The 24249-nt window shown below is 59.0% G+C and carries 18 protein-coding genes and 1 pseudogene; 10 read left to right on the top strand and 9 right to left on the bottom strand.

Annotated elements, in window-relative coordinates; translation table 11 throughout:
- Positions 1-3 precede the first annotated feature (3 nt).
- The 4 genes from AB4N33_RS07375 to AB4N33_RS07360 all read right to left on the bottom strand — a co-directional run bounded on the left by AB4N33_RS07375 (position 4) and on the right by AB4N33_RS07360 (position 5020).
- Positions 4-969 carry an amino acid ABC transporter permease gene (locus AB4N33_RS07375; RefSeq protein ID WP_476456855.1) on the bottom strand — a complete coding sequence of 322 codons (966 nt, stop codon included), beginning with the start codon at positions 967-969 and terminating at the stop codon, positions 4-6.
- Positions 970-1256: 287 nt separating this feature from the next.
- Positions 1257-2900 carry an acetolactate synthase large subunit gene (locus AB4N33_RS07370; RefSeq protein ID WP_476456854.1) on the bottom strand — a complete coding sequence of 548 codons (1644 nt, stop codon included), beginning with the start codon at positions 2898-2900 and terminating at the stop codon, positions 1257-1259.
- Positions 2901-2988: 88 nt separating this feature from the next.
- A complete protein-coding gene (locus AB4N33_RS07365) occupies positions 2989-3999 on the bottom strand; it encodes a helix-turn-helix transcriptional regulator (protein WP_460141776.1) in 1011 nt (336 codons plus the stop codon).
- A gap of 4 nt (positions 4000-4003) precedes the next feature.
- Positions 4004-5020 (bottom strand): AraC family transcriptional regulator, encoded by a 1017-nt coding sequence (locus tag AB4N33_RS07360; RefSeq protein ID WP_460141775.1) that lies wholly within the window; start codon positions 5018-5020, stop codon positions 4004-4006.
- A gap of 356 nt (positions 5021-5376) precedes the next feature.
- Here AB4N33_RS07360 and AB4N33_RS07355 point away from each other — a divergent pair, with 356 nt between their 5' ends.
- The 3 genes and pseudogenes from AB4N33_RS07355 to AB4N33_RS07345 all read left to right on the top strand — a co-directional run bounded on the left by AB4N33_RS07355 (position 5377) and on the right by AB4N33_RS07345 (position 7865).
- Positions 5377-6189 carry an EAL domain-containing protein gene (locus tag AB4N33_RS07355; protein ID WP_476456853.1) on the top strand — a complete coding sequence of 271 codons (813 nt, stop codon included), beginning with the start codon at positions 5377-5379 and terminating at the stop codon, positions 6187-6189.
- Positions 6190-6239: 50 nt separating this feature from the next.
- Positions 6240-7010 (top strand): annotated as a pseudogene (locus AB4N33_RS07350) (MCP four helix bundle domain-containing protein); the annotation flags it as partial.
- Positions 6993-7865 carry a methyl-accepting chemotaxis protein gene (locus AB4N33_RS07345; protein ID WP_460142134.1) on the top strand — a complete coding sequence of 291 codons (873 nt, stop codon included), beginning with the start codon at positions 6993-6995 and terminating at the stop codon, positions 7863-7865. The pseudogene AB4N33_RS07350 and the gene AB4N33_RS07345, both read left to right, overlap by 18 nt.
- Before the next feature lie 54 nt (positions 7866-7919).
- Here AB4N33_RS07345 and AB4N33_RS07340 read toward each other — a convergent pair whose 3' ends face one another.
- Positions 7920-10049 (bottom strand): TonB-dependent siderophore receptor, encoded by a 2130-nt coding sequence (locus AB4N33_RS07340; RefSeq protein ID WP_476456852.1) that lies wholly within the window; start codon positions 10047-10049, stop codon positions 7920-7922.
- A 180-nt stretch (positions 10050-10229) separates the two neighbouring features.
- Between AB4N33_RS07340 and AB4N33_RS07335 the strand changes: the two genes are divergently transcribed.
- On the top strand, positions 10230-10727 hold the full coding sequence (locus tag AB4N33_RS07335) for a hypothetical protein (protein WP_460141772.1): 498 nt from the start codon (positions 10230-10232) through the stop codon (positions 10725-10727).
- Positions 10728-10786: 59 nt separating this feature from the next.
- Here AB4N33_RS07335 and dapA read toward each other — a convergent pair whose 3' ends face one another.
- From dapA to AB4N33_RS07315, 4 genes are all read right to left on the bottom strand, one after another.
- A complete protein-coding gene (dapA, locus tag AB4N33_RS07330) occupies positions 10787-11653 on the bottom strand; it encodes a 4-hydroxy-tetrahydrodipicolinate synthase (RefSeq protein WP_476456851.1) in 867 nt (288 codons plus the stop codon).
- Between the two features lie 482 nt (positions 11654-12135).
- Positions 12136-13422 (bottom strand): carbohydrate porin, encoded by a 1287-nt coding sequence (locus tag AB4N33_RS07325; protein WP_476456850.1) that lies wholly within the window; start codon positions 13420-13422, stop codon positions 12136-12138.
- Positions 13423-13506: 84 nt separating this feature from the next.
- Complete coding sequence (locus AB4N33_RS07320) at positions 13507-15915, bottom strand: glucose/quinate/shikimate family membrane-bound PQQ-dependent dehydrogenase (RefSeq protein ID WP_476456849.1); 2409 nt, start codon at positions 15913-15915, stop codon at positions 13507-13509.
- A 67-nt stretch (positions 15916-15982) separates the two neighbouring features.
- Entirely contained in the window at positions 15983-16918 is a 936-nt protein-coding gene (locus AB4N33_RS07315; protein ID WP_476456848.1) for a LysR family transcriptional regulator, read from the bottom strand.
- Positions 16919-17052: 134 nt separating this feature from the next.
- Between AB4N33_RS07315 and AB4N33_RS07310 the strand changes: the two genes are divergently transcribed.
- The 6 genes from AB4N33_RS07310 (at position 17053) to AB4N33_RS07285 (ending at position 24244) form a co-directional block, all read left to right on the top strand.
- Complete coding sequence (locus AB4N33_RS07310) at positions 17053-18378, top strand: MFS transporter (protein ID WP_476456847.1); 1326 nt, start codon at positions 17053-17055, stop codon at positions 18376-18378.
- Between the two features lie 13 nt (positions 18379-18391).
- Positions 18392-19948, top strand: coding sequence for a M81 family metallopeptidase (locus AB4N33_RS07305; protein ID WP_476456846.1), 1557 nt, complete (start codon positions 18392-18394; stop codon positions 19946-19948).
- A gap of 52 nt (positions 19949-20000) precedes the next feature.
- Positions 20001-20888, top strand: coding sequence for a LysR family transcriptional regulator (locus tag AB4N33_RS07300; protein ID WP_460125041.1), 888 nt, complete (start codon positions 20001-20003; stop codon positions 20886-20888).
- A gap of 94 nt (positions 20889-20982) precedes the next feature.
- Complete coding sequence (locus AB4N33_RS07295; protein ID WP_460141765.1) at positions 20983-21762, top strand: aldolase; 780 nt, start codon at positions 20983-20985, stop codon at positions 21760-21762.
- A 113-nt stretch (positions 21763-21875) separates the two neighbouring features.
- On the top strand, positions 21876-23219 hold the full coding sequence (locus AB4N33_RS07290) for an MFS transporter (protein WP_460125036.1): 1344 nt from the start codon (positions 21876-21878) through the stop codon (positions 23217-23219).
- A 284-nt stretch (positions 23220-23503) separates the two neighbouring features.
- Positions 23504-24244: a creatininase family protein gene (locus AB4N33_RS07285; RefSeq protein ID WP_476458791.1), complete on the top strand. Its 741-nt coding sequence runs from the start codon at positions 23504-23506 to the stop codon at positions 24242-24244.
- The last annotated feature ends 5 nt before the right edge of the window (positions 24245-24249 follow it).

Genomic DNA, 24249 nt, shown 5'->3' with positions numbered 1-24249 from the left:
GGCTTAGCGGTGGGCACGGTTGAAGTGCTTTTCCAGGCACGCCTGGACGGTTTCCAGCAGGATCGACAGCAGCCAATAGAGCACGGCGGCGGTGATGAGCATTTCCAGATGGCGGAACTCGGCCCGGCCCTGGGTGCGTGCCAGGAACATCAACTCCCAGACGCCGATGACCGAGACCAGCGAACTGTCCTTGAGCATCGAGATGAACTGGTTGCCGGTGGGCGGAATGATCAGGCGCATCGACTGCGGCAGGATCACCCGGGTCATGGCCTGCCAGGGGTTGAGGCCGATGGCCCTGGAGGCTTCCCACTGGCCACGAGGAATGCTGCTGATGCCGGCGCGGAAGATCTCGGTCATGTACGCGCCGTAGCACAGCGACAGCGCGAGGATGCCAGCCGGCACCGCGCCAACCACATAGCCCAGCTGCGGGATGCCCAGGTAAATCAGGTAGATCTGGATCAGCAGCGGCACGCCCCGGAAGAACGAGGTGTAGAAACTGGCGATGGCAATCGCAAAGCCGTTGGACGACAGGCGCGCAGTGGCGCCCAGCAAGGCAAGCACGAAGGCGATGGCAATCGAGATCGCCGACACGTAAACGGTGGTGAACACACCCTGCGTGATCATGAAGCCGACTTTGGTGGCGATGAAGCTGTAGGACAGGTTGAAGGTGTCGAAAAACAGCAGGAACAACGCCAGCAATTCGCACCAGACCGTAATGATCTGCGTGCGCAGTGGCAGGCGGCCGAGGATGAACAGGTTGAGCACCAGCGTCAGGGTGAGGGTCCCGCCCACCGCGATATCACGCGCCAGTGGCGCCTGCAGGTCCAGGACGATAGGACCCATCAACTGGGACAGCCGACCCTGACCCAATCCAAACACCAGCGTAATGATGAAAATGATCACAGCCACCGCACCCATGAAGGCGGCGCTGTCGGTCTTGCGAGGTTTGACGACAAGGTCTTTGTACATGGCTTACACGCCTCAGGGGGAACCCCTTTATTGTTGTAAGTCCATTATGAGACGGCAAAATGCCGGGCGGCAGCCGGCGATTTGATGGGTTGTTGGGTTTGTTTTGGCATTTGTCAGGGTTAAAGCCATACAAATGGTCAGCAGACCCTGCAGGAGCGAGCTTGTCGAAGCGTCGAAGCGTCGAACCGTCGAACCGTCGCGATGGCGGTGTGTCAGGCACCAATGATGTTGGATGTGCCGGCCTATTCGCGAGCATGCTCGCTCCTACAGGTTGGGGGAGATCTGATTTAGACCGCCAAACTCCGCTCACGCAACTCGCTATTGAGAATCCGGTCGTTCTCGCTGTAGTCCACCGGGCAATCGATCACATGCACGCCCGGCGTCTTGATGCAGTGTTCGAGCAACCCCAGGAAGCCTTCGGCGCTTTCCACTCGATGGCCGTGGGCGCCGTAGGCCTCGGCATATTTGACGAAGTCCGGGTTGCCATAATCCAGGCCGAAATCGGTGAAACCCATGTTCGCCTGTTTCCAGCGGATCATGCCGTAGCCGTCGTCGCGCAGGATCACCACGGTCAGGTGCATACCCAGTCTTACCGCCGTTTCCAGTTCCTGGCTGTTCATCATGAAACCGCCATCGCCGCACACCGAAACCACCGGACGATCGGGGTGCACCAGATGCGCTGCCATCGCGGACGGCAGACCGGCGCCCATGGTCGCCAAAGCGTTGTCGAGCAATACGGTATTGGGCTTGTGCGCCTTGTAGTTACGAGCGAACCAGATTTTGTAGATGCCGTTGTCCAGCGCTACGATGCCTTCGGACGGTAATGCACGGCGGATGTCGGCCACCAACCGCTGCGGGTACACCGGGAAGCGGTCGTCGTCGGCGCCTTCGGCGATCTGCGTTTCGTTGGCTTCACGGATCGTCATCAGGCGAGTGAAGTCCCAGTGCGACGTGTCGTTCAGCGCTTCACCTATCTGCCACACGGCGTTCGCGATGTCGCCGATCACTTCGATCTGCGGGAAGTACACCGCATCCACCTCGGCGGAACGGAAGTTGATATGGACCACCTCGGTTCCACCGCGCACCATAAAGAACGGGGGTTTCTCGATCACGTCATGGCCGATGTTGACGATCAGGTCCGCCGCTTCCACCGCGCGATGGACAAAGTCCCCGGCTGACAGCGCCGCGTTGCCGAGGAAACGCGGATGACGCTCATCGACCACGCCCTTGCCCATCTGGGTCGTAATGAATGGGATGCCGGTCTTGTCGATCAGTTGTTTGAGTACCTTGGCGGTCATCTTGCGGTTGGCGCCGGCGCCGATCACCAGGATCGGGCTGCGGGCGGTGCGCAGTTTGTCGACGGCGGCTTCCACCGCCTTGTTTTCCGCCAACGGCCGGCGGTGCAGGCTCGGCGGGATCGGTGTGCTGTCGGTCTGCTCGGCGGCGATGTCTTCCGGCAGCTCGAGGTGCACGGCGCCGGGCTTTTCTTCTTCGGCGAGGCGGAAGGCCTCACGCATGCGCGCCGGGATGTTATCGGCGGAAGCGAACTGGTGGGTGTATTTGGTAATCGGCGCCATCATCCCGCACACATCGATGATCTGGAACCGACCTTGCTTGGACTTCTTGATCGGCTTCTGCCCGGTGATCATCATCATGGGCATGCCGCCCAGGTACGCATAGGCGCTGGCAGTCACCAGGTTGGTGGCGCCGGGGCCCAGGGTCGAGAGGCTGACGCCGGTCTTGCCGGTCAGGCGCCCGTAAGTGGCGGCCATGAAGCCGGCGGACTGCTCGTGGCGGGTCAGCACCAGCTTGATCTTCGACTTGCGCAGGGATTCGAGCAGGTCGAGGTTTTCCTCGCCGGGAATGCCGAATACGTACTCGACACCTTCGTTTTCCAGGCATTGCACAACGACATCGGCAGCCTTGGCCATTTGCGATATTCCTCCAGCGAGTTGTAGGGGACGGGGTTGTCAGGCAGCTTAGCGCGACACCGGCGTATTTAGGCACCGAAAAACGACACTAGACAGCCGAACGACGTTCCGCGCGTAGGCGATAAGCACCTGGAGAACAACCAAACCAGCGATTGCAGGCTCGGTAAAAGCTGCTGATCTCGTTGAAGCCCAGTCGTTGGGCGATCCTGGCCGGGCTCTGATGGGTGAAGCGAATCAAGTGACGGGCCAGTTGCAGTCGGCATTCGTCCTGGAGCTCCCTGAACCCGGTCAATTCATCGTCAAGACGGCTGCGTAGCATGCGCGGCGTGAGGTTCAGCGCGCCCGCAGTACTTTCCAGAGAAATCACGACACCCTTGGCCAGACCAACAACAATGTGATTTTTAACGACCGAGGAGGTTTTAACCGGGAAATTCTGAAGTTCGCCGTTGAGCATGATGTCGTGATGCAGTCGCAAATCGGCACATCGTGTGGGCAGTGGCAGATGCCAGTCTGTTGGCGAAAAAGAGATCTTGTTCACCAGATCGGAGAACGTCAGGTGCGGCCCGAACATGTGTTGTAACGCAGTACAGTCTACAGGTTGGTCGTAGCTGAACGATGCGGCGATGGGCTTGACCCTTCGCGCTGGCAAAAGCCATTCAACAATAGCGATGATGGTCGAAAGATAACAATCGATATAGGACCTGGACAGCTGGAGCAATTCCAGTCGCAGGAACACAATGCTGTAACTATCCGCTTCCTCAAGGATCAGCAGGGGAAGGCCGTCGGATAAAAGCGAAGAGGAGTGTGCGAGGACTTTAAGCGCATCTCCCAGTGTCGGGCTGGACATCATGGGATAAAGCTGCGAATAGAGCTGGCCCGGATGGAACAGTTCGCGGCAGTGAAGGCCAATGTCGGGATTCTCGGCGTCTGCCTCGAGGAACCCCATGAAGTTCGAGATATCCTCGATACGCACCCTCTCGGCGTTCGCCGCTTCTGCGCTCAAGCGCGCATGCAAGCCATTGACCCATTCAGAGGGAGGGGGCGCATATTCCTTGAGTCTCAACACGATTCGGGCGCAGGAGGAGGCAAGCGTCGTCATGGCCTCAAAGCACCTCGATGCTGTTGGTTTTTCGCGCCCGGAGCTGCCCGGGGGACAAGCCGAACCAACGCTGACAAGCTTTATGCAGGCTGCTCGATTCACAGAACCCAAGCAGTGATGTGATTTTCTTGAGACTCATCGTAGAGGTGCACAAGAGGTTGTTGGCGAGCTCCTTGCGCAGTTGCTCCTGCAAAGCGGAAAAAGTGAAACCCTCATTCTCCAGGGACTTTTGCAGCGTTCGTTTGCTCATGCCCAGCGTCAGCGCCATGTTCTCGAGTGAAGGCAGCCGGCCATCTGAGACACCGGCGGAAAAAGCCGAGCGAACTTTCTCGACCAGCGATCCTTTCACCCGCTCTTCCAGCAGCGCCTCGGCATATCGGCCGTGAACGGCGTCCAGCGCAGGGTTGCAGGTCGCCACGGGAATGGCCTGGATGTCGCTATCGAAGGTAAACCTAAGATGCGGAGCATCAAACAGGATGTGGCTGCCGAATAGCTGCGTCAGGTCATTCGTTTCAAGCGGCTCCGGGTAGGGCATTTCAACCCTGATCGGATCGACTTTCGAGGGATGAGCCAGCCAGTGGATGAGCCCTAGTAAAAGAGCGGCTACAGCATCAAAAAAATACCGGGGGGCTTCGTAGGAACCGCCCGGTTGAACGGTGAGGATGAAGTCTGCACACGCCTCTTCAAAGGTGAGGACCGAAGAATCAGTGATTAACGGGTGATATCGTGCCAGGCGCTCCAGCGCAACTTTGATCGTGGAACTGGACATTACCAAATAACCCGGCACGCCAAGAAAATAGGGCCTGCCGAAATCATAGGCAATCAAACCAATATTTTCATCTCGGGTATTTGCATAAGCATCATTGCAAAAGCGATAAACTAGAGCGAGGTCAAGCTTGTCGGTGGTTATACCATTTGACAGTTCGGCCTGAAAATCGGCTAGAAGACTATTGAGTGCCTTATTATTTTTCGAGATCGCCTGGGCAACATTGTTAAATGCAGTCGCCGAAATTGTACACATTGCTCACCCTGAAAAATTCACAACTCACGGATAGTTTCGGCATTCAAGTTAGAAAACATGAACTGCGCGATCGGACATAATAAAAGAAGCTCAAGACACTAGGCAAGGATGACTGTCGGTGTGATGATTTATTCGGTGGTAGCTTAAGGCCACTTTCTTGAATGGATATTTGGAGAGAATTCAAATCGGTTTCATGCGCACACCAGCGCACTACCAGCGCAGGTCCGACGCAGAGCGTTTTGCACGCGTTGATTATCAACTGTAGTGGAGGCTGAGTTGAGTTTCACCGTTCGGTTTGCTCTTCGCTTCTGAGACTGGCGTACCAATATGGCGGCGTCGATCGAAAGGTAATATTGATGGTCTCTCACGTTGATATGTGTTCCGACCTGGAATTTTGCAGCGTTTGTTCAGATGAGGCATTGGAATTTGTACACTGGTTCTACGATGAGCTGGCGCGGGGCCAATTGTTTCTGGCGTTCCAACCTGTTACGTCGGTCAAGCCCGGCACGATTTTCTACTACGAAGGGCTTCTGAGGCATTGCGAAGGCCCGATGAAAACTAATCCCTTTCCGATCCTGGAAGGTCGCAAGTCCATTAGAAAGTTAGATCATTGCGTGGTCTCTAGCGTCATTTCAATGTTGCGCGATAATCCGGGCATTCGCCTGGGTTGCAATGTATCTGCACAGAGTGCAGTACTGGATGAGAGATGGAGCGACATTATCGCGCAATTAGTTGCAGAACCCTTGCTGGCAAAAAGACTGGTCATCGAAATAACCGAAAGCGCTTTAGCAAACCATGACGCAGCCGCGGAGTTTGTTATCCGCATGCGCAGTTTGGGGTGCCTGACAGCAGTTGATGATTTTGGTTCGGGCTTCAGTACTCTCGAGTTTATTCGCACGGCATCCCCCGACATTATAAAAATCGATAAGGGATATCTGCACCGAGCCCGTCACTGTGAAGTCGCTGCCAAGGCCTTCGAACACCTGATGGGACTGTGTCAGACATTTGTGCCCCATGTCGTGGCTGAAGGTGTGGAATTTGCGAGTGACACCGAGCGACTGGTGCACTGTTCAGCGCAATGGATGCAGGGCTTTCTGATTGCAAAGCCGCAACGCGTTTTACCAGGCGCATCGAGGCAGTGCGTGGTCGTTAATTATCCGACCCCGTAACCGAGCGTTGATCGACGCTGATTTACTTTAAATGACCGACCGAGGTAAAAATGTTGCTGCGCAAATTAAAAATAGCCAATCGCGTGCTGGTGTGTTTTGCCTCGATGGTTTTGATTGTATTGATGCTGGGCGTTTTTGGCCTTTTACAAATTGCCAAGGTTCGGGAAGAAGGGCAGAGGATCGAGAACGATGCGCTGCCTGGTGTCGCATTGGGAGACGATATCGCCCTGGCTTTTTCGAACACCCGAGTCGACGTCGTTCGTTTGATGTCAGTCGGTGTAGCCAAATTGCCGGAGGCTTTCGCCAGCTATCAGGACAAGGTCAAGGCATTCAATTCGGCGGTTGATCACTATCGCCCGCTGATCAATACACGGGAAGAAGAAACGGCTATCGGTGCGCTGCTGTCGTTGTTCGCCACCTACAACACCGATGCCCAAGCCAGTTACGAGCTTTTGCAAAACGGCAAAAGCGAGGCGGCCCAGGCTGTCATCATGGGCAAAATGGTGACCACCGCAGGGTTGATCAAAGAACAACTCGCGAACCTGGAAACCATCAACGACGATACCAAGGCCAGTGCAGTCGACGCGGCTGCCGCTGCCTATAGCGAGGCCCAACTGGTGGTCGGCATCGTACTGGTCGTGGCGTTGCTGTATACGATGATGCTCGCCTGGCGATTGATCGCGAGCCTGGCGGGGCCCATCAAGCTGGCACTCGACAGCTCGGATCAAGTCGCGTCCGGCGATCTGCGCAAGACGGTTGTGGACATCGAGGGCACCGATGAAGCGGCCTTGTTACTTCAATCCATGGAGCGCATGCGTGGCAACCTGCATGCGATGCTCCTGCAGATTGGGGCTGCGTCGAACCAATTGGGATCAGCCGCTGAAGAGCTCAATGCGTTGATGCGCGACAGTCATGCGGATTTGAATGCCCAGAATGTTGAAATCGAAATGGCGGTGACTGCCGTTACGGAGATGACGCAAGCGGTCGAAGAAGTTGCGCGCAATGCCGTATCCACGTCCGAGGCGTCCCGTTCGTCAAACAGTGCCGCTCGTTCCGGGCAGGAAGAGCTCGATGTCACCCTGGGCTCGATCACCGATCTGGTGCGCAATGTGGGTGAGGCGTCCGCTCAGGCGCAGTTGTTGTCGGATCACACACAAGCTATCAGTAAGGTTCTGGAGGTGATTCGCGCGGTGTCGGAACAGACTAACCTGTTGGCGCTGAACGCCGCGATCGAGGCGGCCAGGGCGGGCGAAGCGGGGCGTGGGTTTGCCGTGGTTGCCGATGAGGTTCGAGGACTGGCCTATCGCACCGGTGAGTCCACGCGGGAAATCGAAAGCATGATCGAACAGGTTCACGTCGGTACGCACAACACCGTGCAGGCGCTGGGGCACAGTACATCACAGGCCGAGCGCACCCATTCTCAAGCCACTTTGGCCAATCACGCGTTGTCGGTGATCGTCAAATCGGTTGCCGAGATTGATGAGCGCAATCTGGTGATTGCCAGCGCTTCGGAAGAACAGGCGCAGGTCGCTCGAGAAGTCGATCAGAACCTGGTGCGTATTCGCGACCTGTCGGCTCAATCGGCTGTTCGTGCAAGCCAAACCACCAGTGCCAGCCAGATGCTCGCGCAACTGGCCGGCGAGCTTAATGTCACGATCCAACGCTTCACGCTCTGAATTGCGGCGCTGCCGGATCCTCCTCGAGGGAAGATCCGGCCAGCCTCCGGTGTTCTAGAACGTGTACGCCACCCCCATCTGCACCGTCCGCGGTGCACCCGGATAGGCATAGGTGTTGAACGCGCCTTCGTCGTAACCCTTGTTGAAGACATTCTTCACATCCAGGTTCAACCGCACGTGCTCGTTGACCTTGTAGAAGCTCAGCAAGTCCACCACGCTGTAGCGGTCCATGCTGTAGGTGGTCGCTTCGGTCTGGCCGTTGCGGTCATCCACGTATTTAACGCCGGCGCCCAAGCCCAATCCCTTGGCGAAGCCATCCTGAAACTCGTAGGTGTTGAGCAGGCTGAAGCTGTTGCGCGGAATGTTGGCCAGGCGCGTGCCGTTGGGCAGGCGATTGTCCTCGATCACTTCGGCATCGACGTACGCGTAGCCACCGATCACTCGCCACTCTGGGGTAATGTTGCCGGCAACGTTGATGTCCAGCCCACGGCTGCGCACTTTGCCCGCCGCCACGCTGTAGTTGGTGTTCACCGGGTCAAGGGTCAGCACGTTTTCCTTGACGATGTGGTACACCGCCGCATCGACGCTCAGTTGGCGATCCAGCGCTTCCCATTTCACACCCAGCTCATAGGACTTGCCTTTCTCCGGATCGAAGCCACCGCCGGCGAACGGAGTGCCGCTGTTCGGTTTGAACGAGCGCGCGGTGTTGGCGTAGACGGCGACGGTATCGGTCAGGTCATACAGCAAGCCAAAGCGCGGTGTGGCCGCATTCTGGCCCTTGGTGAAGTCCCGGGAGTTGACCAGCTTGTCATCGTAGTCATGCTCGAAGCGCTCCAGACGCACACCGGCCAGGGCCTTCAGGCGCTCGGTCAGCGCAACCTGGTCTTGGATGAAGAACGCCCAGGTCTTGAGGTTTTCCTTGTCCCAGGTGGTGGTGCGGGTGAGGGCAGGGCGGGGCTGTCCAAGGACCGGGGTGTAGATGTCGATTGGATAGGTGCCGTTGGCCGCCGACGAGCGCCGGATGATCGAGTTGTAGTCGTAGTTCTCGTACTCGATGCCGGTCAGCAGCGTATGAGCGAAACCTGCCGTGTCGAAGTGGCCGGTGAGATTCAGTTGGAAGTCACGGTCGGTCCACTCAAGCTTCCGGTAGTTGAAGTTGCGCTGCAACGTACGGCCATCGGCCGGCGCGCCATTGGCTTCGACCGCATTGCCTTCAAGCGAGCCATCGAGAAACTGGAAGCCACCGCCTAGGGTCCAGTCGTCATTGAGCATGTGCTCGAAACGCACTTGGGCCATGTTGTTGTCATTGTGCAGCAGGTTGTCGCTGCCTTTTTCCCAGATGTAGGTATCGCGCGAGGCGCTGCCGGATTGCGTGGGGTAGCGTGTCAATCCACGGTCGAGCGGGTGGTTGTTGCGCATGAAGTCACCCTCGAAGATGATCTTCGTGGTGTCGTTGACCTGCCAGCTCACCACCGGCGCAACGTCATACCGCTCACTTTCGACATCATCACGGAAACTGTCACCCCCTTCGCCCAGCAGGTTCAGGCGATAGGCCAGGCTGCCGTCCTGATTGAGCGGCCCGGTGGCATCGAGCGTGGCACGGTGCATGCCCTGGTCATCGAACTGGCTGCCCAACGTCACTTTCGATTCTGGCAACGGCTGCTTGCTGACTACGTTGAACGTGCCACCCGGATCGCCACGGCCATACAGGCTGGTGGCCGGACCGCGCAGCACTTCCAGACGCTCGATGGTATTGGCGTCCGGGGCATTCGGGTAGCCACGGTTGATGGGGAAACCGTTGCGGTAGAACTCGCCGGTGGTGAAGCCGCGCACGGTGAACGTGGTCAAACCCTGGCCGCCGAAGTTATTGGCGCGTCCTACGCCACCGGCGTAATCCAGCGCGTCCTGCAGGCGCGTGGCGCTGGTGTCCTCGATGACATCGCGAGGCACCACGCTGACCGATTGCGGCGTTTCATGCAGGGCGGTATCGGTGCGGGTGGCGCTGGCCGAGCGGGTGGCCTTGTAACCTTCGACCGGGCCGTCGGCACGTTCGACATTCAGCGCATCGGCATTGATGCTGAGGGCTTCGAGTTCAATACTGACGGGTTCTTGAGCGGGTTGCTCAGCCCAGGACAACGAGGGGACAGCTTGTAGCAGACAAAGGGAAACGAGGGTGCGGCGCATTGGTAGGGAAATCCTTGCGGGGGCAGGGTAAAGAAAGCGCGCGGATATTATCTGCGAATAGTTCCTATTAGCAATGTAATTTTGGGATGATGGTATGCCGAACCAAAACCGTGATTTTCCCTCCTGTTAATTCAAGACTGGCCGATAAGGATCAACGTCTACGGCTGATTTACTTGTGGTGTGAAGTTGAAAAAATCCATCCTGATCTGCTGCATCGCGTGGCTGGCGGGCTGCGTCGGTCACTACCAGCAACCGGCGTCGAGCGCTCCCCATGCCACCCTCGAGGCCAAATGGGGCACGAACAATTTGATGAATGGTGGTAGCCAGGCGTACTGGGCGTATCACGATAGGCGCTGCCAGGACACGACCGAGACCGGCGTGCTGGGCGCGCTCTCGCAGACGGAGCCTGCGAAGAATCGATTTCTGATCAAGGCGGATCAGCGCATTTACCTGACGGCGGCCAGCATGGGCATCATCGAGCGCAAGAGCAGCGGCGACGCACTGATTCACCGCAGCTGCATGAACGCCAGCAGCTTTGTGCCCGAGGTGGGGGTGACGTACCAGGCCACACATTCGGCGACGGAGTCGGCGTGTTCGTTGGCGGTCGTCGACACGCGCACCGGTCAAGCACCGACATCGCTGGTCGTCGAGACCATCTCGAAAGAGTGTGGTTTTTGACGGGTGCCTTCGCCGTCACCTCGCAATAAACGTGGCCACGACGGCCACCTTTGCGCTGACTAAGCATCCAGTTCCAAAAGCACCGCTTGCAAGCGCCTGATCGTCGCCTCCGTGCACGCTTGCATGGGCTCCCGAAGCTCATTGGCAATCAGGCCCTGAAGGCTCAGCGCAGCTTTCACCACCGCAGGATTGGCTTCGACAAACGCCATCTGAATCCACGGCAGCAGCCGGTAGAACGTCGCCCGTGCACCGGCCACATCGGCTTGATCCATTTCATTCATCAACTGGACGTAGAGATCGGCCCGCACATGCGCGGAGGCGGATATTGCACCCGCGCCGCCCAGCGCCAGATTCGAAAAGATCTGCACGTCTTCGCCCGTCAGCACCTCGGCCAGGCCATCGTTGATGAGCGCCAGGGTGGTTTCGATGTCCCCGCCGCAATCCTTCACCGCCGCGATATTGGGGTGACCCACGATCCTTCTTAGGGTTTCCCGCTCTATCCGTACGCCGGTCCGATAGGGAATGTCATACACCACCACCGGCACCGACGATGCGTCAGCCACTGTCTGGAAAAACGATTCAAGGCCTTGTTGTGAAGGGCGGATGTAGCAGGGTGCCGGAACAAGGACGCCGGCAATGTCACGTGCCTGGATCTTTTGCTGGAATGCCAGGAGTTCGTGCAGATTGTAACCTGACAGCCCCATGATCACCTGATGTGGCTGCGCGACTTGCAGCACGGCATCCAGCACCGCCAGTTGTTCGTCCTTGCTCATGGCAGCCGCTTCGCCGGTGGTGCCACACACCACCAGGCCGCGCACCCCGTCCGCCAACAGCTTCGTCACCAAGTCAGCAAGGGCGTCGAAATCAACGTGCCCAGCACGAAAAGGTGTGACCAGTGCAACCCAGATACCGCGAAAATTAGACATGCATGACTCCTAAGGCAGACCGATTAGTCGACGTCAGAGGAGGAGAGGGGAATCAAGCAGGGGGAGGAAACCTGGCGCTATCTGTCCTGTCAGCTCATCTGACGGGACAGCGCCCCGGTCAAATGAGCGACTGTTTCTTCGATTTCTTGGCAACGGACACACATGCGCAGCCCTGGGCAGAAAGGCCCTGGGTGGTCAGCATGCGGTGAGCGTCGTGAATCATGAATGATCCGTTGCCAAGTTAGGTGAAGCCGGATAATGCGCAGGGTGGCGCGCGCAAGTCAACCACCTATCTCGCGACTTGCCCGCCCCAACCTGTAGGAGCGAGCATGCTCGCGATGGTGGTACAGGCACCGCGGAGTGCCAGGCCGCCAGCGTTATCGTTAACGACCATCGCGAGCATGCTCGCTCCTACAGATTTGGTGTGACCTCTGTGGGAGCGAGCCTGCTCGCGATTGCGGGCGTCCTGATACCCCGCAGTGTCAGAGCGCCGCTTTCACCTGCAACCCCACCACCAAGGCGTTGTCGATGTCCTGTCCGGAAAACGCCCCCGGCTCGATGATGTATTGCAGGTTCGGCCGCAGGGTCAGCCAAGGGGTCGCTTGATAGCCGTAGCCAAGTTCGATCAGTTGTTCGGCGCTGTCCAGGTTCGACAGCGGTGTGCCGTTGGCCAGCGCAGCGTCCTGTTGCACATCGCGGCTGCGTGGGTTGAGCACGGCGCGGCCGTAACCCAGGGCAACGGTGTCACGCGGGCGGCCTTCGAACGGCTTGTACAGCACCACTCCCGTGCCATACCACTTGCTGAAGGGTGACGCCGCTTCACTCGCTGCCGAGTATTCGCCGAAGGCATGCAGGCTGCGGCCCTGGTCGGTGGACGAGCGCCACACGGCCTGGTCGATCAACAGGTAATGGCCGCCACGACCGGACACTTCCTCGTCGCTGCCGATGCGTTTCACATCGGAGCTGTCGTAGTAGTAGCCGACCTTGTATTCGCCGGGCAGGGGGCCTGCGTGTTTGTAAACCAGCTCGATAGGCACCACGGTGCCCGTGGTGTGTTTCGGGCCCAGGTGCCAGGCGCGGCTGGAGTTGCCGTTGCTCGACGGGTCGACGTTGAAGGCGGCCACGCGCAGTTGCCAGGCCGACGACAGGCCGTATTTCACCCGTGCGCCGAGGTGAGCGTTGGGGTAGTTGGTCCAGCCGCTGCCGCCGGACATGTTCAGCGGGTGGCCACAGAAACCTGCGTTCATGAAGTTGCAGAGGATGCCGCTGTCGAGACCGCCCAGGTCGTTGCCCATGGCCATGTAGCCGAGTTTGACGTTGAGCCTGGAGGTGAACAGCGTGCGCTCGTAGCTCAATTCGGTCAGGCGAGTGTAGAGGCCGCCGTAGTTTTCCTGGATCGGCAGGCGGTTGCCCACCAGGTCTTCGGAGGCGCTGTTGCCGCGACGGTCGTTGATGGTCAGTTGGATTTTGCCGGCATTGTCGACGCCATACAGCTTGCTCAAGTCGAACTGCGCGCCGAGTTTGATGTTCTGCGAATAGCGCGCCGAGCGGTGCAGGCCGCCGTCGACGTTGTAGGCGGTTTCGCCGCTGTAATCGCCGGTGAACTTGACGCCGTCTTCATCCAGTTGGTGGCGCAGGTCACCCCAGTCGCCGGTCAGGGTGTTGCGGGTGAACAGGTCGGATTCGGCGAAGGCGGGCAGGGCTGTGCTGCAGGTGAGACCGAACAGCACCCCGGTGACGACGCCGGGGTGGGAAAAACGAACTGGCATGTGAAACTTCCTGCTGAAAGCTAGTACGGAAAACGACGCGGCACCCGAAGGTGCCGCGCACTGTTGCAATGAAGGGAGCCGCGGTTACGGCAGGGCGTAGGCCATCACGTAGTCGCCCCGATCGGTCGACTGACGCGCACCACCGGCGGTGATGACCACGTATTGCTTGCCGGTTTTTGGCGACACGTAGGTCATCGGGCCACCCTGGCTGCCCACCGGCAGGCGGGCTTTCCAGACTTCTTCACCGTTGCCGCTGTTGAACGCACGCAGGTAGAAGTCCTGGGTGCCGGCGATGAAGATCAGGCCGCCCTGGGTCGACAGTGTGCCGCCGAGGGTCGGCAGGCCGATCTTGATTGGCAGGTGCATGCGGATCCCCAGAGGACCGGTGTCTTCAACGGTGCCGACCGGCACTTGCCACGCGATTTTCTGGGTCTTCATGTCGATCGCGGTCAGCGTTCCGAACGGCGGCGCCTGGCAGGGAATGCCGGCCACCGACAGGAAGCGGTTCTTGTTCACGGCATAAGGCGTGCCTTTGAGCGGAACGGCGCCCATGCCCGTGTTAAGCGCTTCGCCACCGGAGGTGGCCTGGCCCTTGTTCTGCGACGCGATCATCTGGATCCACAGGCCCAGGCGCATGTCGTTGACAAAGATGAAACCATGCACCGGGTCGGTGGAGATGCTGCCCCAGTTCATGCCACCCAGGGAACCGGGGAAACTCAGCGATTTGTCGGTGCCCGGTGCGGTGTAGAGGCCGTCATAACGCATCGATTTGAAATCGATCCGGCACAGCAACTGGTCGTACGGCGTCGCGCCCCACATGTCCGACTCGGTCAGGTGCTGGGCACCGATCTGCGGCATGCCCACCGATTTCGGCTGGGTCGGCGAGTACGGCTCATTAGGGATGTTGGACGCCTTGACCGGTACTTCCTTGACCTCTGTCAGCGGCTTGCCGGTGGCACGGTCCAGTACGTAGATCTGTCCGGCCTTGGTGCCGATCACCAGCGCCGGGATGGTTTTGCCGTCCTTGGTGAAATCGATCAGGCTCGGCTGCATCGGTAGGTCGAAGTCCCAGAGGTCGTTGTGGACGGTCTGGTAAACCCACTTTTCTGCGCCGCTGTTGGCGTCCAGCGCCAGGATCGACGCGCCGTAGGTGTGATCCAGCTTGCTGCGCTCCACGCCGTAAATGTCGGTGGACGAGCTGCCCATTGGCAGGAACACCGTGTTGGTGGTGGCGTCGTAGGACATCGGCGCCCAGCTGTTCGGCGTGCTGCGCACATAGGTGGTGCCGTCGGCGGGCGCGTTGCGATCCTGCGGGTTGCCCGGGTCGAACGCCCAACGCATGGCGCCGGTGATCACGTCAAAACCACGGATCACGCCGCCTGGCATGTCGGTCTGCACGTTGTCGGCCACACGACCGCCAACTACCACCGTGGTGCCCGCCATCAACGGCGCGGAAGACAACTGATAGTAGCTGTCCGGCACATCACCCAGGCCGGCCTTGAGGTCGACCTGGCCGTTGTTGCCAAAGCCCTGGCAGAACTCGCCGGTGTCGGCATCGACGGCGATCAGGCGGGCGTCGATGGTGTTGGTCAATAAACGACGCTGGCAGTTGGCGCCAGATGCAACCGCAACCGGGTCCGCCAGCAACGGCGTTTGCGGCGGGGCGACGGCGGCCGTCGCGTCGAAGTAGGCCATGCCACGGCAGCGCTGCCAGACCTTGGACTGGGCGTTGATCGCGTTCTTCCAGAGTTCCTTGCCCGTGTCCGCATCCAGCGCAATCAGGTTGTTATGCGGGGTGCAGATGAACACCTTGTTGCCGACCTGCAATGGGGTGAGCTGGTCTTCGGCGCCATTGCCGTCACTCTCGGCCACGTCGCCGGTGTGATAGGTCCAGGCGACCTGCAACTTGTCGACGTTGGTGCGATTGATCTGGTCCAGCGCGGCAAAGCGGCTGCCAGCCTCGGTGTTGCCGTAATGCGCCCAGTCTTTTTGCGCCTTTTCAGGCGCTACCGGCGTCAGGCCAGGGCCGGTGCCCGTCGCGGCGACGGTAGGGTGTGCAACGAACATGTTGCCGCCAGCGACGGCGACCGCTACAGCCAGCACGGCGGCAATGCCAAAGGCACCGCGACCTGGCACGCCACCGCTGGCACGCTGCAGCAGCGGATAGACCAACGCCACCACCACGCCCACGACGCTGAACATGAACAGGCGCGAGAACACCGGCCAGAACACCAGGCCGGCATCGATCACCGCCCAGATCGCCGTGCCCACCAGGAACGCTGCGAACAACCAGGCACCAGCGGGTCTGAAGCGAGCGATCAGCAGGCCGGAAACAGCCATTACCAGACCGCCCACCAGGAAGTACCACGACCCTCCCAGGCTGACCAATTTCACGCCGCCAGCAGCCAGCGCCAGGCCGAGGAGGGCGATGACCACGCCCAGCCCGACCAGTATGAATTTTGATAGGCCTGAGAGGCCCTGACTCTGCTTCACGTTGAATGTCCCGTTGGAAAGAGGGACGCAGTATATAGATAGGTAACTACCTAGTTAAATCATAAATTCACGACGAAGGTGGATTAGCGTGAGTTCGCGCAAACAGTGGCATGCGCTCGATGATCCAGCTCAGGCACTCTTCGGCGGCAGGGGATAGCGGGCGCCTGGCTTTAACCAACAGGCGTGCATGGGCGGTCTGGAAAAAATTGTGATTGATGGAGACAGCAACCAGATCGTCACCGGTAATGCTCAGGGAGTCTGCAAAACCACCCAGCAGAGTCACACCGTTGCCTCGGCTGACGAAGCGGCGCAGGCCTTCCAGCGAATTGGTGACAAGGGTCGGATGCAGTTGCAGGTTCTCCGAGAAGGCGACCCAACGTACTGCCTGGCCCAGCCCATATTCTGGCGGCATCAGGGCCAGTGGGTACTCGAGCAACTCCTTGACCTCGACCGCAGTACCCCGCACAGCCAGAGGGTGCCGGGCATGTACCAGCAACTCAACCGGCTGCAACGCGCTGCAGCGGTATTCAATTTCAGGGTGTGGGGCCGGGTTGTAGGCGATACCGATGTGGGCACGGTTTTGCGCGACCTCCGTCAGCACTTCGTCGACCGGCAGGATATCCATCAGTATCCTGAGCCCCGGATAAGTCGAACAAAAGTCGGTGAGAACTGATTCCATCAGTCCGTCCACGTAGCCTTGGCTGAGGACGATGCGGATCTCCCCGGTCTGCAAACCCATCAGCGCGTTCAGTTGATCTTCGAGGCGCTCCTGCTCCGACTGGCAGCCACGCCAGAACTCCAGCAAACACTGAGCAGCCTCCGTTGGCAGTACGCCACGTGCCTGGCGCTCGAACAACTGCGCGCCCACTTCGCTCTCCAGCAACTTGATCTGCCGGGTGATGACCGAGGGAGCGGTATTCAGATTGTCTGCCGCCCCTCGTATGGAGCCCGTCTTGAGTACTTCGTGGAAGTACCGAATTCGCCGCTGATTGAGCTCGCGCATGTTCAACCTCCGTTGCTCTTAGGGCAACGATAGTACCAACAAGTTGCTCTTGCTGTAGCCAGCGTCCCGTCAGACCATGACCTCACCCAGCAGGCGACGACCGTGCGCCTGGCTTACCCACGAGAGGTCTGGTCATGTTGCTCGATACCAAGAATAAAAATAGTCCGGATGCACTGTCCCGCCTGTATCGCAAGATTAGCTGGAGGCTGCTTCCATTCCTGCTCCTGTGCTACGTCTTTGCGTACCTGGACCGGGTCAATATTGGTTTCGCCAAGCTGCAGATGCAGGCGGACCTGGGGTTCAGCGACAAGGTCTACGGCATCGCCGCCGGCATGTTTTTTGTAGGCTACGTGTTGTTCGAGGTGCCCAGCAACCTGATGCTGCCCAAGGCCGGTGTTCGCCGCACACTCGGGCGTATCATGGTGCTGTGGGGGCTGACATCCACGAGCATGCTGTTCGTACAGAGCGAAACCACGTTCTACGTCTTGCGCTTCATTCTTGGCGTGTTCGAAGCGGGCTTCGCCCCCGCCATGATCTTTTACATGACCTACTGGTATGCCCAGAAGCGCATGGCCAGCGTCATGTCGATCATCTGGTTGGCGGCACCATTGGCCGGTATTTTCGCGGCGCCGGTGTCGACGTGGATCATGGATGCATTTGCCGGCCAGAATGGCCTGGCGGGGTGGCAGTGGATGTTTTTGCTTGAAGGGCTGCCCTGCGCTGTGCTCGGCGTCGTGGCCTGGTTCTACCTGACCGATCGTCCCGAACAGGCTCAATGGCTCAGCGCTGAAGAAAAGCGGCTGCTGGCGTCGCAAGTCAATGTCGAGAAGACGCAGCATCATTCGTTCAGGGCCGTCCTGCGTGACCCCAAGATCTACCTGCTCGCCGCAGCCTATTTTTGCCTGCTGAACGGCATTTACACCACCAGCTTCTGGTTGCCGACGCTGCTTCGTGACGCTGGGATCACGGATATCAAGCAAGTAGGCCTCTATTCTTCAGTTCCCTATATCGCGGCAGTAGTCGCCATGCTGATCTTCAGTCGCAGCTCTGATCGGCTTGGTGAAAGACGCCTGCACAGTGCAATCCCGGCACTGGTCGCAGCAGTTGCACTGGCTCTGAGTACCCAGATCAGCGGACAGTTGTTCTGGACAATGGTAAGCCTCACCGTGGCGACCTCCATGACCTGGGTGGCCTACACCGTGTTTTGGGCCATGCCCGGTCAATTCCTCAAAGGCGACAGTGCCGCAGGGGGCATCGCCCTGATTAACAGCATTGGGCAAACCGGCGGTTTTTTTCAGCCCCATCATCATCGGCTGGGCGAAAACCACCACCGGGAGCACCAACGCCGGCCTGCTACTCATGTCCTCGTTACTGGTGGTGGGGGCCTTGCTGCTGCTCGCCAGCCGTGCACCCCAGCGCTCGATCGCGAACGCACTGCCCTCACGATAACAACCGATTGAATGGACCCGTCATTTGGACGGGGATCAGATTCAGGAGTTTGCCGACATGAACATTCGAGTACTGATTGCGGGGTTTCAACACGAAACCAATACCTTCGCCCCGTCCAGGGCGACGTACGAGAACTTTGAGAAGGGTGAAGGTTTTCCGATGATGGCGCGGGGTGAGCAGGTGCTGGCGCTGCGCGACGTGAACATCCCGGCGGGTGGTTTCATACAGGCTGCGGAGCGCGTCGGATACGAGCTGCTGCCGGTCATCTGGGCAGGCGCGAGCCCGAGTGCGCACGTCGAGGAAGAGGCCTATGAGCGCATTGTCAAAGAGATAACCAACGCTGCCCGCGAATGGGATTTCGACGCCATCTACCTGGACTTGCACGGCGCAATGGTTGCCGAACACACGGACGATGGGGAGGGCACCTTGCTGGAGCGGCTCAGGGTCATAGTCGGACCGCAGTTACCCATCGTTGTCTCGCTGGATTTGCACACCAACTTCACGCAAAAGATGTTCGAAAATGCCGACGCGTTGGTCGCCTACCGGACGTATCCGCACGTCGATCTGGCGCAGACGGGCGAGCGGGCAGCGCAATTACTCGAACGTTTGCTCATCCAGGTCACCCCCTATGCTCGCGTGATGAAGCGGGTGCCATTTTTGATTCCCATCAATGGCATGTGCACGTTGCTGGAACCCGCTCGGTCTTTCTACGCGCGCCTCGCGGAGCTGGAGACTGGCGCGGTGCAGTCGCTGTCGTTCACCCCGGGGTTTCCGGCAGCTGACTTTCCCGAGTGCGGTCCGGTTATCTGGGGACATGGGAGTGATGCAGAAGCGGTCGCCCAGGCCGTTGATGAGCTTTACGCCACGCTACTTGCCGAGGAAGCGAAGTGGAGGGTGCCACTGCTTGACCCCGATGCCGCTGTCCTGCAAGCCATGCGACTGAGCGCAGGTGCGAGTAGGCCCGTGGTGATTGCCGATACCCAGGACAACCCGGGGGCAGGTGGGGACGCCAACACCACCGGCATGTTGCGCGCACTGATACGCAATGGCGCCCAGCGAGCAGCCATCGGCCTGATATGTGACCCTGAAGCGGCTCGCGCCGCTCATGCCGCAGGTGTGGGTGCATTTATCGAAATCGGATTGGCCGGCTGCGCGCAAATCACCGGGGATGAACCGCTGTTCGGGCTTTACCAGGTCATGTTTCTTTCTGACGGACGATGCAGGTTCGATGGCCCGATGATGCATGGCATGCTCGCCGAACTGGGCCTCGTAGCCTGTCTGAAGATTGACGACGTGCTGGTTGCGGTGAGTTCGAACAAGGCCCAAATGTTTGATCGTAATCTTTATCGCGTGGCAGGCATTGAACCTGAGGCAATGAAGATTCTGGTCAACAAAAGCTCAGTGCATTTTCGTGCTGACTTCGAGCCCATTGCCGAGGCGATCCTGGTCGCCCAATCACCGGGGCCGGCAGTGGCGGACCCTGCTGCATTGAACTGGACGCGACTGGCAGAAGGCATGCGCACCAGCCCGATGGGCCGCCCATTCACCCGTGCCGTCGCCGCGTGCGCTCCGATGCCGTGATACTTTGGGTTCAAGGACCCCAAAAACACCGGCAGCAGGAGTTCACACCCAGATGAATCACGAGCTCGACAGCAAGATCAGGAGTTTTCTGTGTATCTCCATGCATGGTTCCATCTCGAAGGCGTCCGAACACCTGGAAATCTCCCAGCCTAGCCTGAGTCGCCAGTTGGCCTCGCTCGAAGCCTTTGTGGGCCGGCCATTATTCAAGCGTACCGGCCGAGGCTTGATATTGACGGACGCCGGTACGCACCTGGCTGCCAGCGCGGGGCCTGCCTTCATTGCCATCGACTCGGCACTCACCCAGATCAGGGAGCAGTTCGGGGTGACACAAGGCAACCTGCGCCTTGCGACGGTACACACCTTGACCTACTACTTTCTCGGCGCAGTCGTTGCCCGTTTCGTGCACGAAAATGAGGACGTCAACGTCTCGTTCATGGCGCGCAGCTCAACCGAGGTGGTCAAACTCGTGGAGTCGGGCAGGGCGGAACTCGGTTTTGTCTATGACAGCGCGGTTGCATCTGCGGAACTGGTCAGCCAATCACTGTTCATGGAGTCCATGTGCATCGTCATTCGGGCAGAGGAGGTGGCGCCGCAGGGCACTCTCGATCTACACGAAGCCTGCCCCAGGCTGGTGGTATTCCCACAAGGCTATGCGCTGCGAAGAATGCTCGACACCAGCGGTATTACATACACGATTGCCGCTGAAGTCGAAACGGTCGATGCCATGCTGGAGCTTGTTTCGTCGGGTGTTGGCGCGTGCATTCTGCCTTCGTTCATCCCATCGCGCGTGCTGGAGCAATACCAGCTCAAGCGTGTGCCGGATATCACTCCCGCACTGACGCGCAAGGTGGTGGCAATCTTTAAATCCGATCAGGAACCGAGCGCCGTTACCCGGGAATTTCTGCGACGAGCTGCTCAAACCATCCCCTTCGTGGATTGAATAGCTGATATAGCGCTGGCCCCATCGCGTCGGGCAGCACAGGTTTTTATTCTCGAGTTCAGTGATTGAACGTCTGCATCCGAGGATAAGAAAAATGAGTCAGCCATTGCGTAGCAAAGAATACTTCGACCAGCGAGCCACCGAGGAGATGGCTCAGCACCTCAAAAGCAAAAAGATGACACTCAAGGAGCGGCTTGCCTACGCCGCGCGCATTCTAGCCATGACTGGCCAGGAGGCGGGGCTCGCGGGGCAGCTCAGCGCTCGCTCCGAACGTGAGGATACCTATTGGACACTGCGCTTCGGGCTCGGCTTTGAAGAAGCGACGGCAGACGATTTCATCGAGGTCGACAAGGATCTCAATACCGTATCCGGTGAAGGGATGGCCAACCCCGCCACTCGTTTTCATTTGTGGGTGTATCGCAACCGGCCCGATGTCATGTCGATCATTCACACACACTCACCATGGGCCTCTGCGTTGGCGGCTGCGCGTCAGCCATTGGTCATTTCCCAAATGGACATGACGCCGCTGTTCAACGATTGCGCATTTCTTGGGGAGTGGCCTGGCGTGCCCATTGCCGACCATGAGGGCACGCTGATTTCAGAAGCGCTGGGCGCCATGAAATCGATCATTCTGGCTCACCATGGCTATCTCACCGCTGGCGTGACAGTGGAGGAAGCGACGTATCTCTCGGTGTATCTGGAGCGCGCTGCGCGCCTGCAAATACGTGCCCAAGCGTTCGGAAACCTGACGCCCGTAGACCCCGTGCTGGCCCAGGAAGCCCACGATTACTTGCTTAAACCCTCCATCGTGAATGCAACCTTCGAGTACTGGTGCCGCCAGACCCATCGTGCACCCGGCATGCCGCCGATGTAGCCCAGTCAGTCGCTCAGTATCAGGCGTCCTGTCCTCGATGGCAGGACGCCGCACGGGCCTATAAGAAAACCAATTTCCCGAATATTGAAAACTGCCAATAAAGGTGACACCGCATGTCTAAGCAAACAAGAACGGCAGGTTCGAGTCCACAATCGGTTAAACGCCAGACCGTGATCGCGGCGTTGGCAAGCATGATGGGGACGACCATCGAATGGTACGACTACTTTCTGTACGGAACAGCCGCAGCGCTGATTTTCAACAAGATCTTTTTCCCGGATTTTGATCCGGTCACCGGCACGCTGGCAGCCTTCGCCACTTACGCCGTGGGGTTCTTCGCACGCCCTTTCGGTGGCATCGTGTTCGGTCATTTCGGCGATCGTTTCGGGCGCAAATCAATGCTGCTCATCACGTTGTTCATGATGGGCGTGCCGACAATCGTCATCGGCCTGATTCCGTCCTACGACTCAATTGGCTATTGGGCAGCCGTGCTGCTGGTTCTCATGCGTATCCTGCAGGGCATCGCGGTGGGAGGCGAGTGGGGCGGGGCGATCCTGTTGGCGGTGGAGCATGCGCCTGAAGGCAAGAAGGGGTTCTTCGGCAGCCTTCCCCAGACAGGCGTTGCGCCGGGGCTGATCCTGTCTTCGCTGGCCATGGGCGCTGTTTCCCAGCTACCCGAACAGGACATGCTCAGTTGGGGCTGGCGCATTCCGTTCCTGGCCAGTGCGGTCCTGTTGCTGGTGGGTTGGTACATTCGCGAGCATGTGTCCGAGTCGCCCGATTTTATCGCTGCGAGGCGAGAAGCCCCCAAGGAAATGCCACTGCGCACGGTGTTTCGGGATCACACCCGGGCGTTGCTGGCGGTCGCGGGTGCGCGACTGGCGGAGGTCACCTGGTTCTATACCGTGGCAACGTTTTCGCTGGCCTATGCCACCAAGACGTTGAGCATCCCTCGGGATACGCTGCTCGGCGCAATCGTCTGGGGAGCCGGCGTCGCGATGTTCACCATGCCCATTTGCGGCTGGCTGGGCGACAGGATTGGTAATCGAAGAGTCTTTGCACTCGGCACAGTGGGCGTCATCCTCTTTTCGCCGATCTTTTTCTCCCTGCTGCAAACCCAGGATGCATTCTGGGTAGTCTTTGCCATGGTGGTGGCGATCGGTATTGTCTACGCGCTGTTGTATGGACCTGAAGGCGCGTTGTTTTCGGCGCAATTTTCAGCGGACGTCAGGTACACCGGCATTTCGGTGGCGGTGCAGATTTCCGGTGCGGTCGGTGGCGGCTTGGCGCCGATTGTTGCGACCTCCTTGCTCGCCTACGGCAGTGGAAACCCGTTCTATATCAACTGTTACCTCATGGGGCTGGGTGGCATCGCACTGCTGGCGCTGTGTTTCATGAAAGGTGTGGTAGGCGAGGACGTCAGCGCGCAGCGACCAGGCCAACCTGTTCCCGCTCGTTAGACACCGTTGCTCGCTGATACAACACGGGGCGGACTCAAGGAGTGAGTCCGCCCCGTGCGCTTGATGACAGCTCCAGTGCCGCGTGATGTCATGAGGAGCAGTTTGCCAGTGGTTACACGGTTCTGCTCACCTCCACAAACGCACAACTGTTGCCTATCGAGCAACAGGTAAGGATTCTTGTTGCTCTTGCTCCGATGTCTGGTTGGGCGCACCATTTTCATACAGGCGCGATGAAACGCCGTCCGTGGATAGCCTTCCACACAACCTGCGAGGAGAACCGCCGCATGCTTTTGTATATGTCGACATGGTCTGAGATCGGCCAATACCTGGAGCGCAGCCGTACGATAGTGATTCCGATCGGCTCGAACGAGCAGCATGGCCCGACCGGACTGCTGGGTACGGACTGGATGTGCCCGGAAATCATCGCCCGCGAAGCGCAAAACAACGCCGATCTATTGATCGCTCCAACCTTCAATATCGGCATGGCGCAGCACCATCTGGGTTTTCCAGGGACAATCTCGTTGCGCCCATCAACGTTTATCGCCGCCATCGGCGATTGGGTGCACTCGCTGGCGGCGCACGGCTTTGAGAAAATCCTGTTTCTCAATGGGCACGGCGGCAACGTGGCCTCCATCGAGGCGGCGTTTTCCGAGCTGTACGCGCAAGCCAGCTTCGCCAAACGGCCAGCCGGTTTCGCTTTGAAGCTGGTGAACTGGTGGGATCTGGCAGGGGTCAATGAGCTGGCTCGTGAGCAATTCCCAACAGGGCATGGCGCCCACGCCACCCCCTCGGAAATCGCGGTTACTCAATGGGCCTATCCGGACTCCATCAAACAGGCTCACTACTCCCCGCAAATTGCCAACTCTGGTCCCATCCGCGAGGCAAGTGATTTCCGTGCGCGCCATCCTGACGGCCGAATGGGCTCGGATCCAGGTCAGGCGAGCCCGGAGAAGGGAAGGGCATTGGTGATGCTGGCTGCTCGCAGTCTCGTGCAGGAAGTCGCGGCCTTCAGTCAGGAACGCTGACGGCC

This window comes from Pseudomonas sp. S1_E05 (assembly GCF_056337105.1).
Note: the sequence above shows the minus strand (reverse complement) of the source record. Positions and strands in the feature narration are given on the sequence as shown.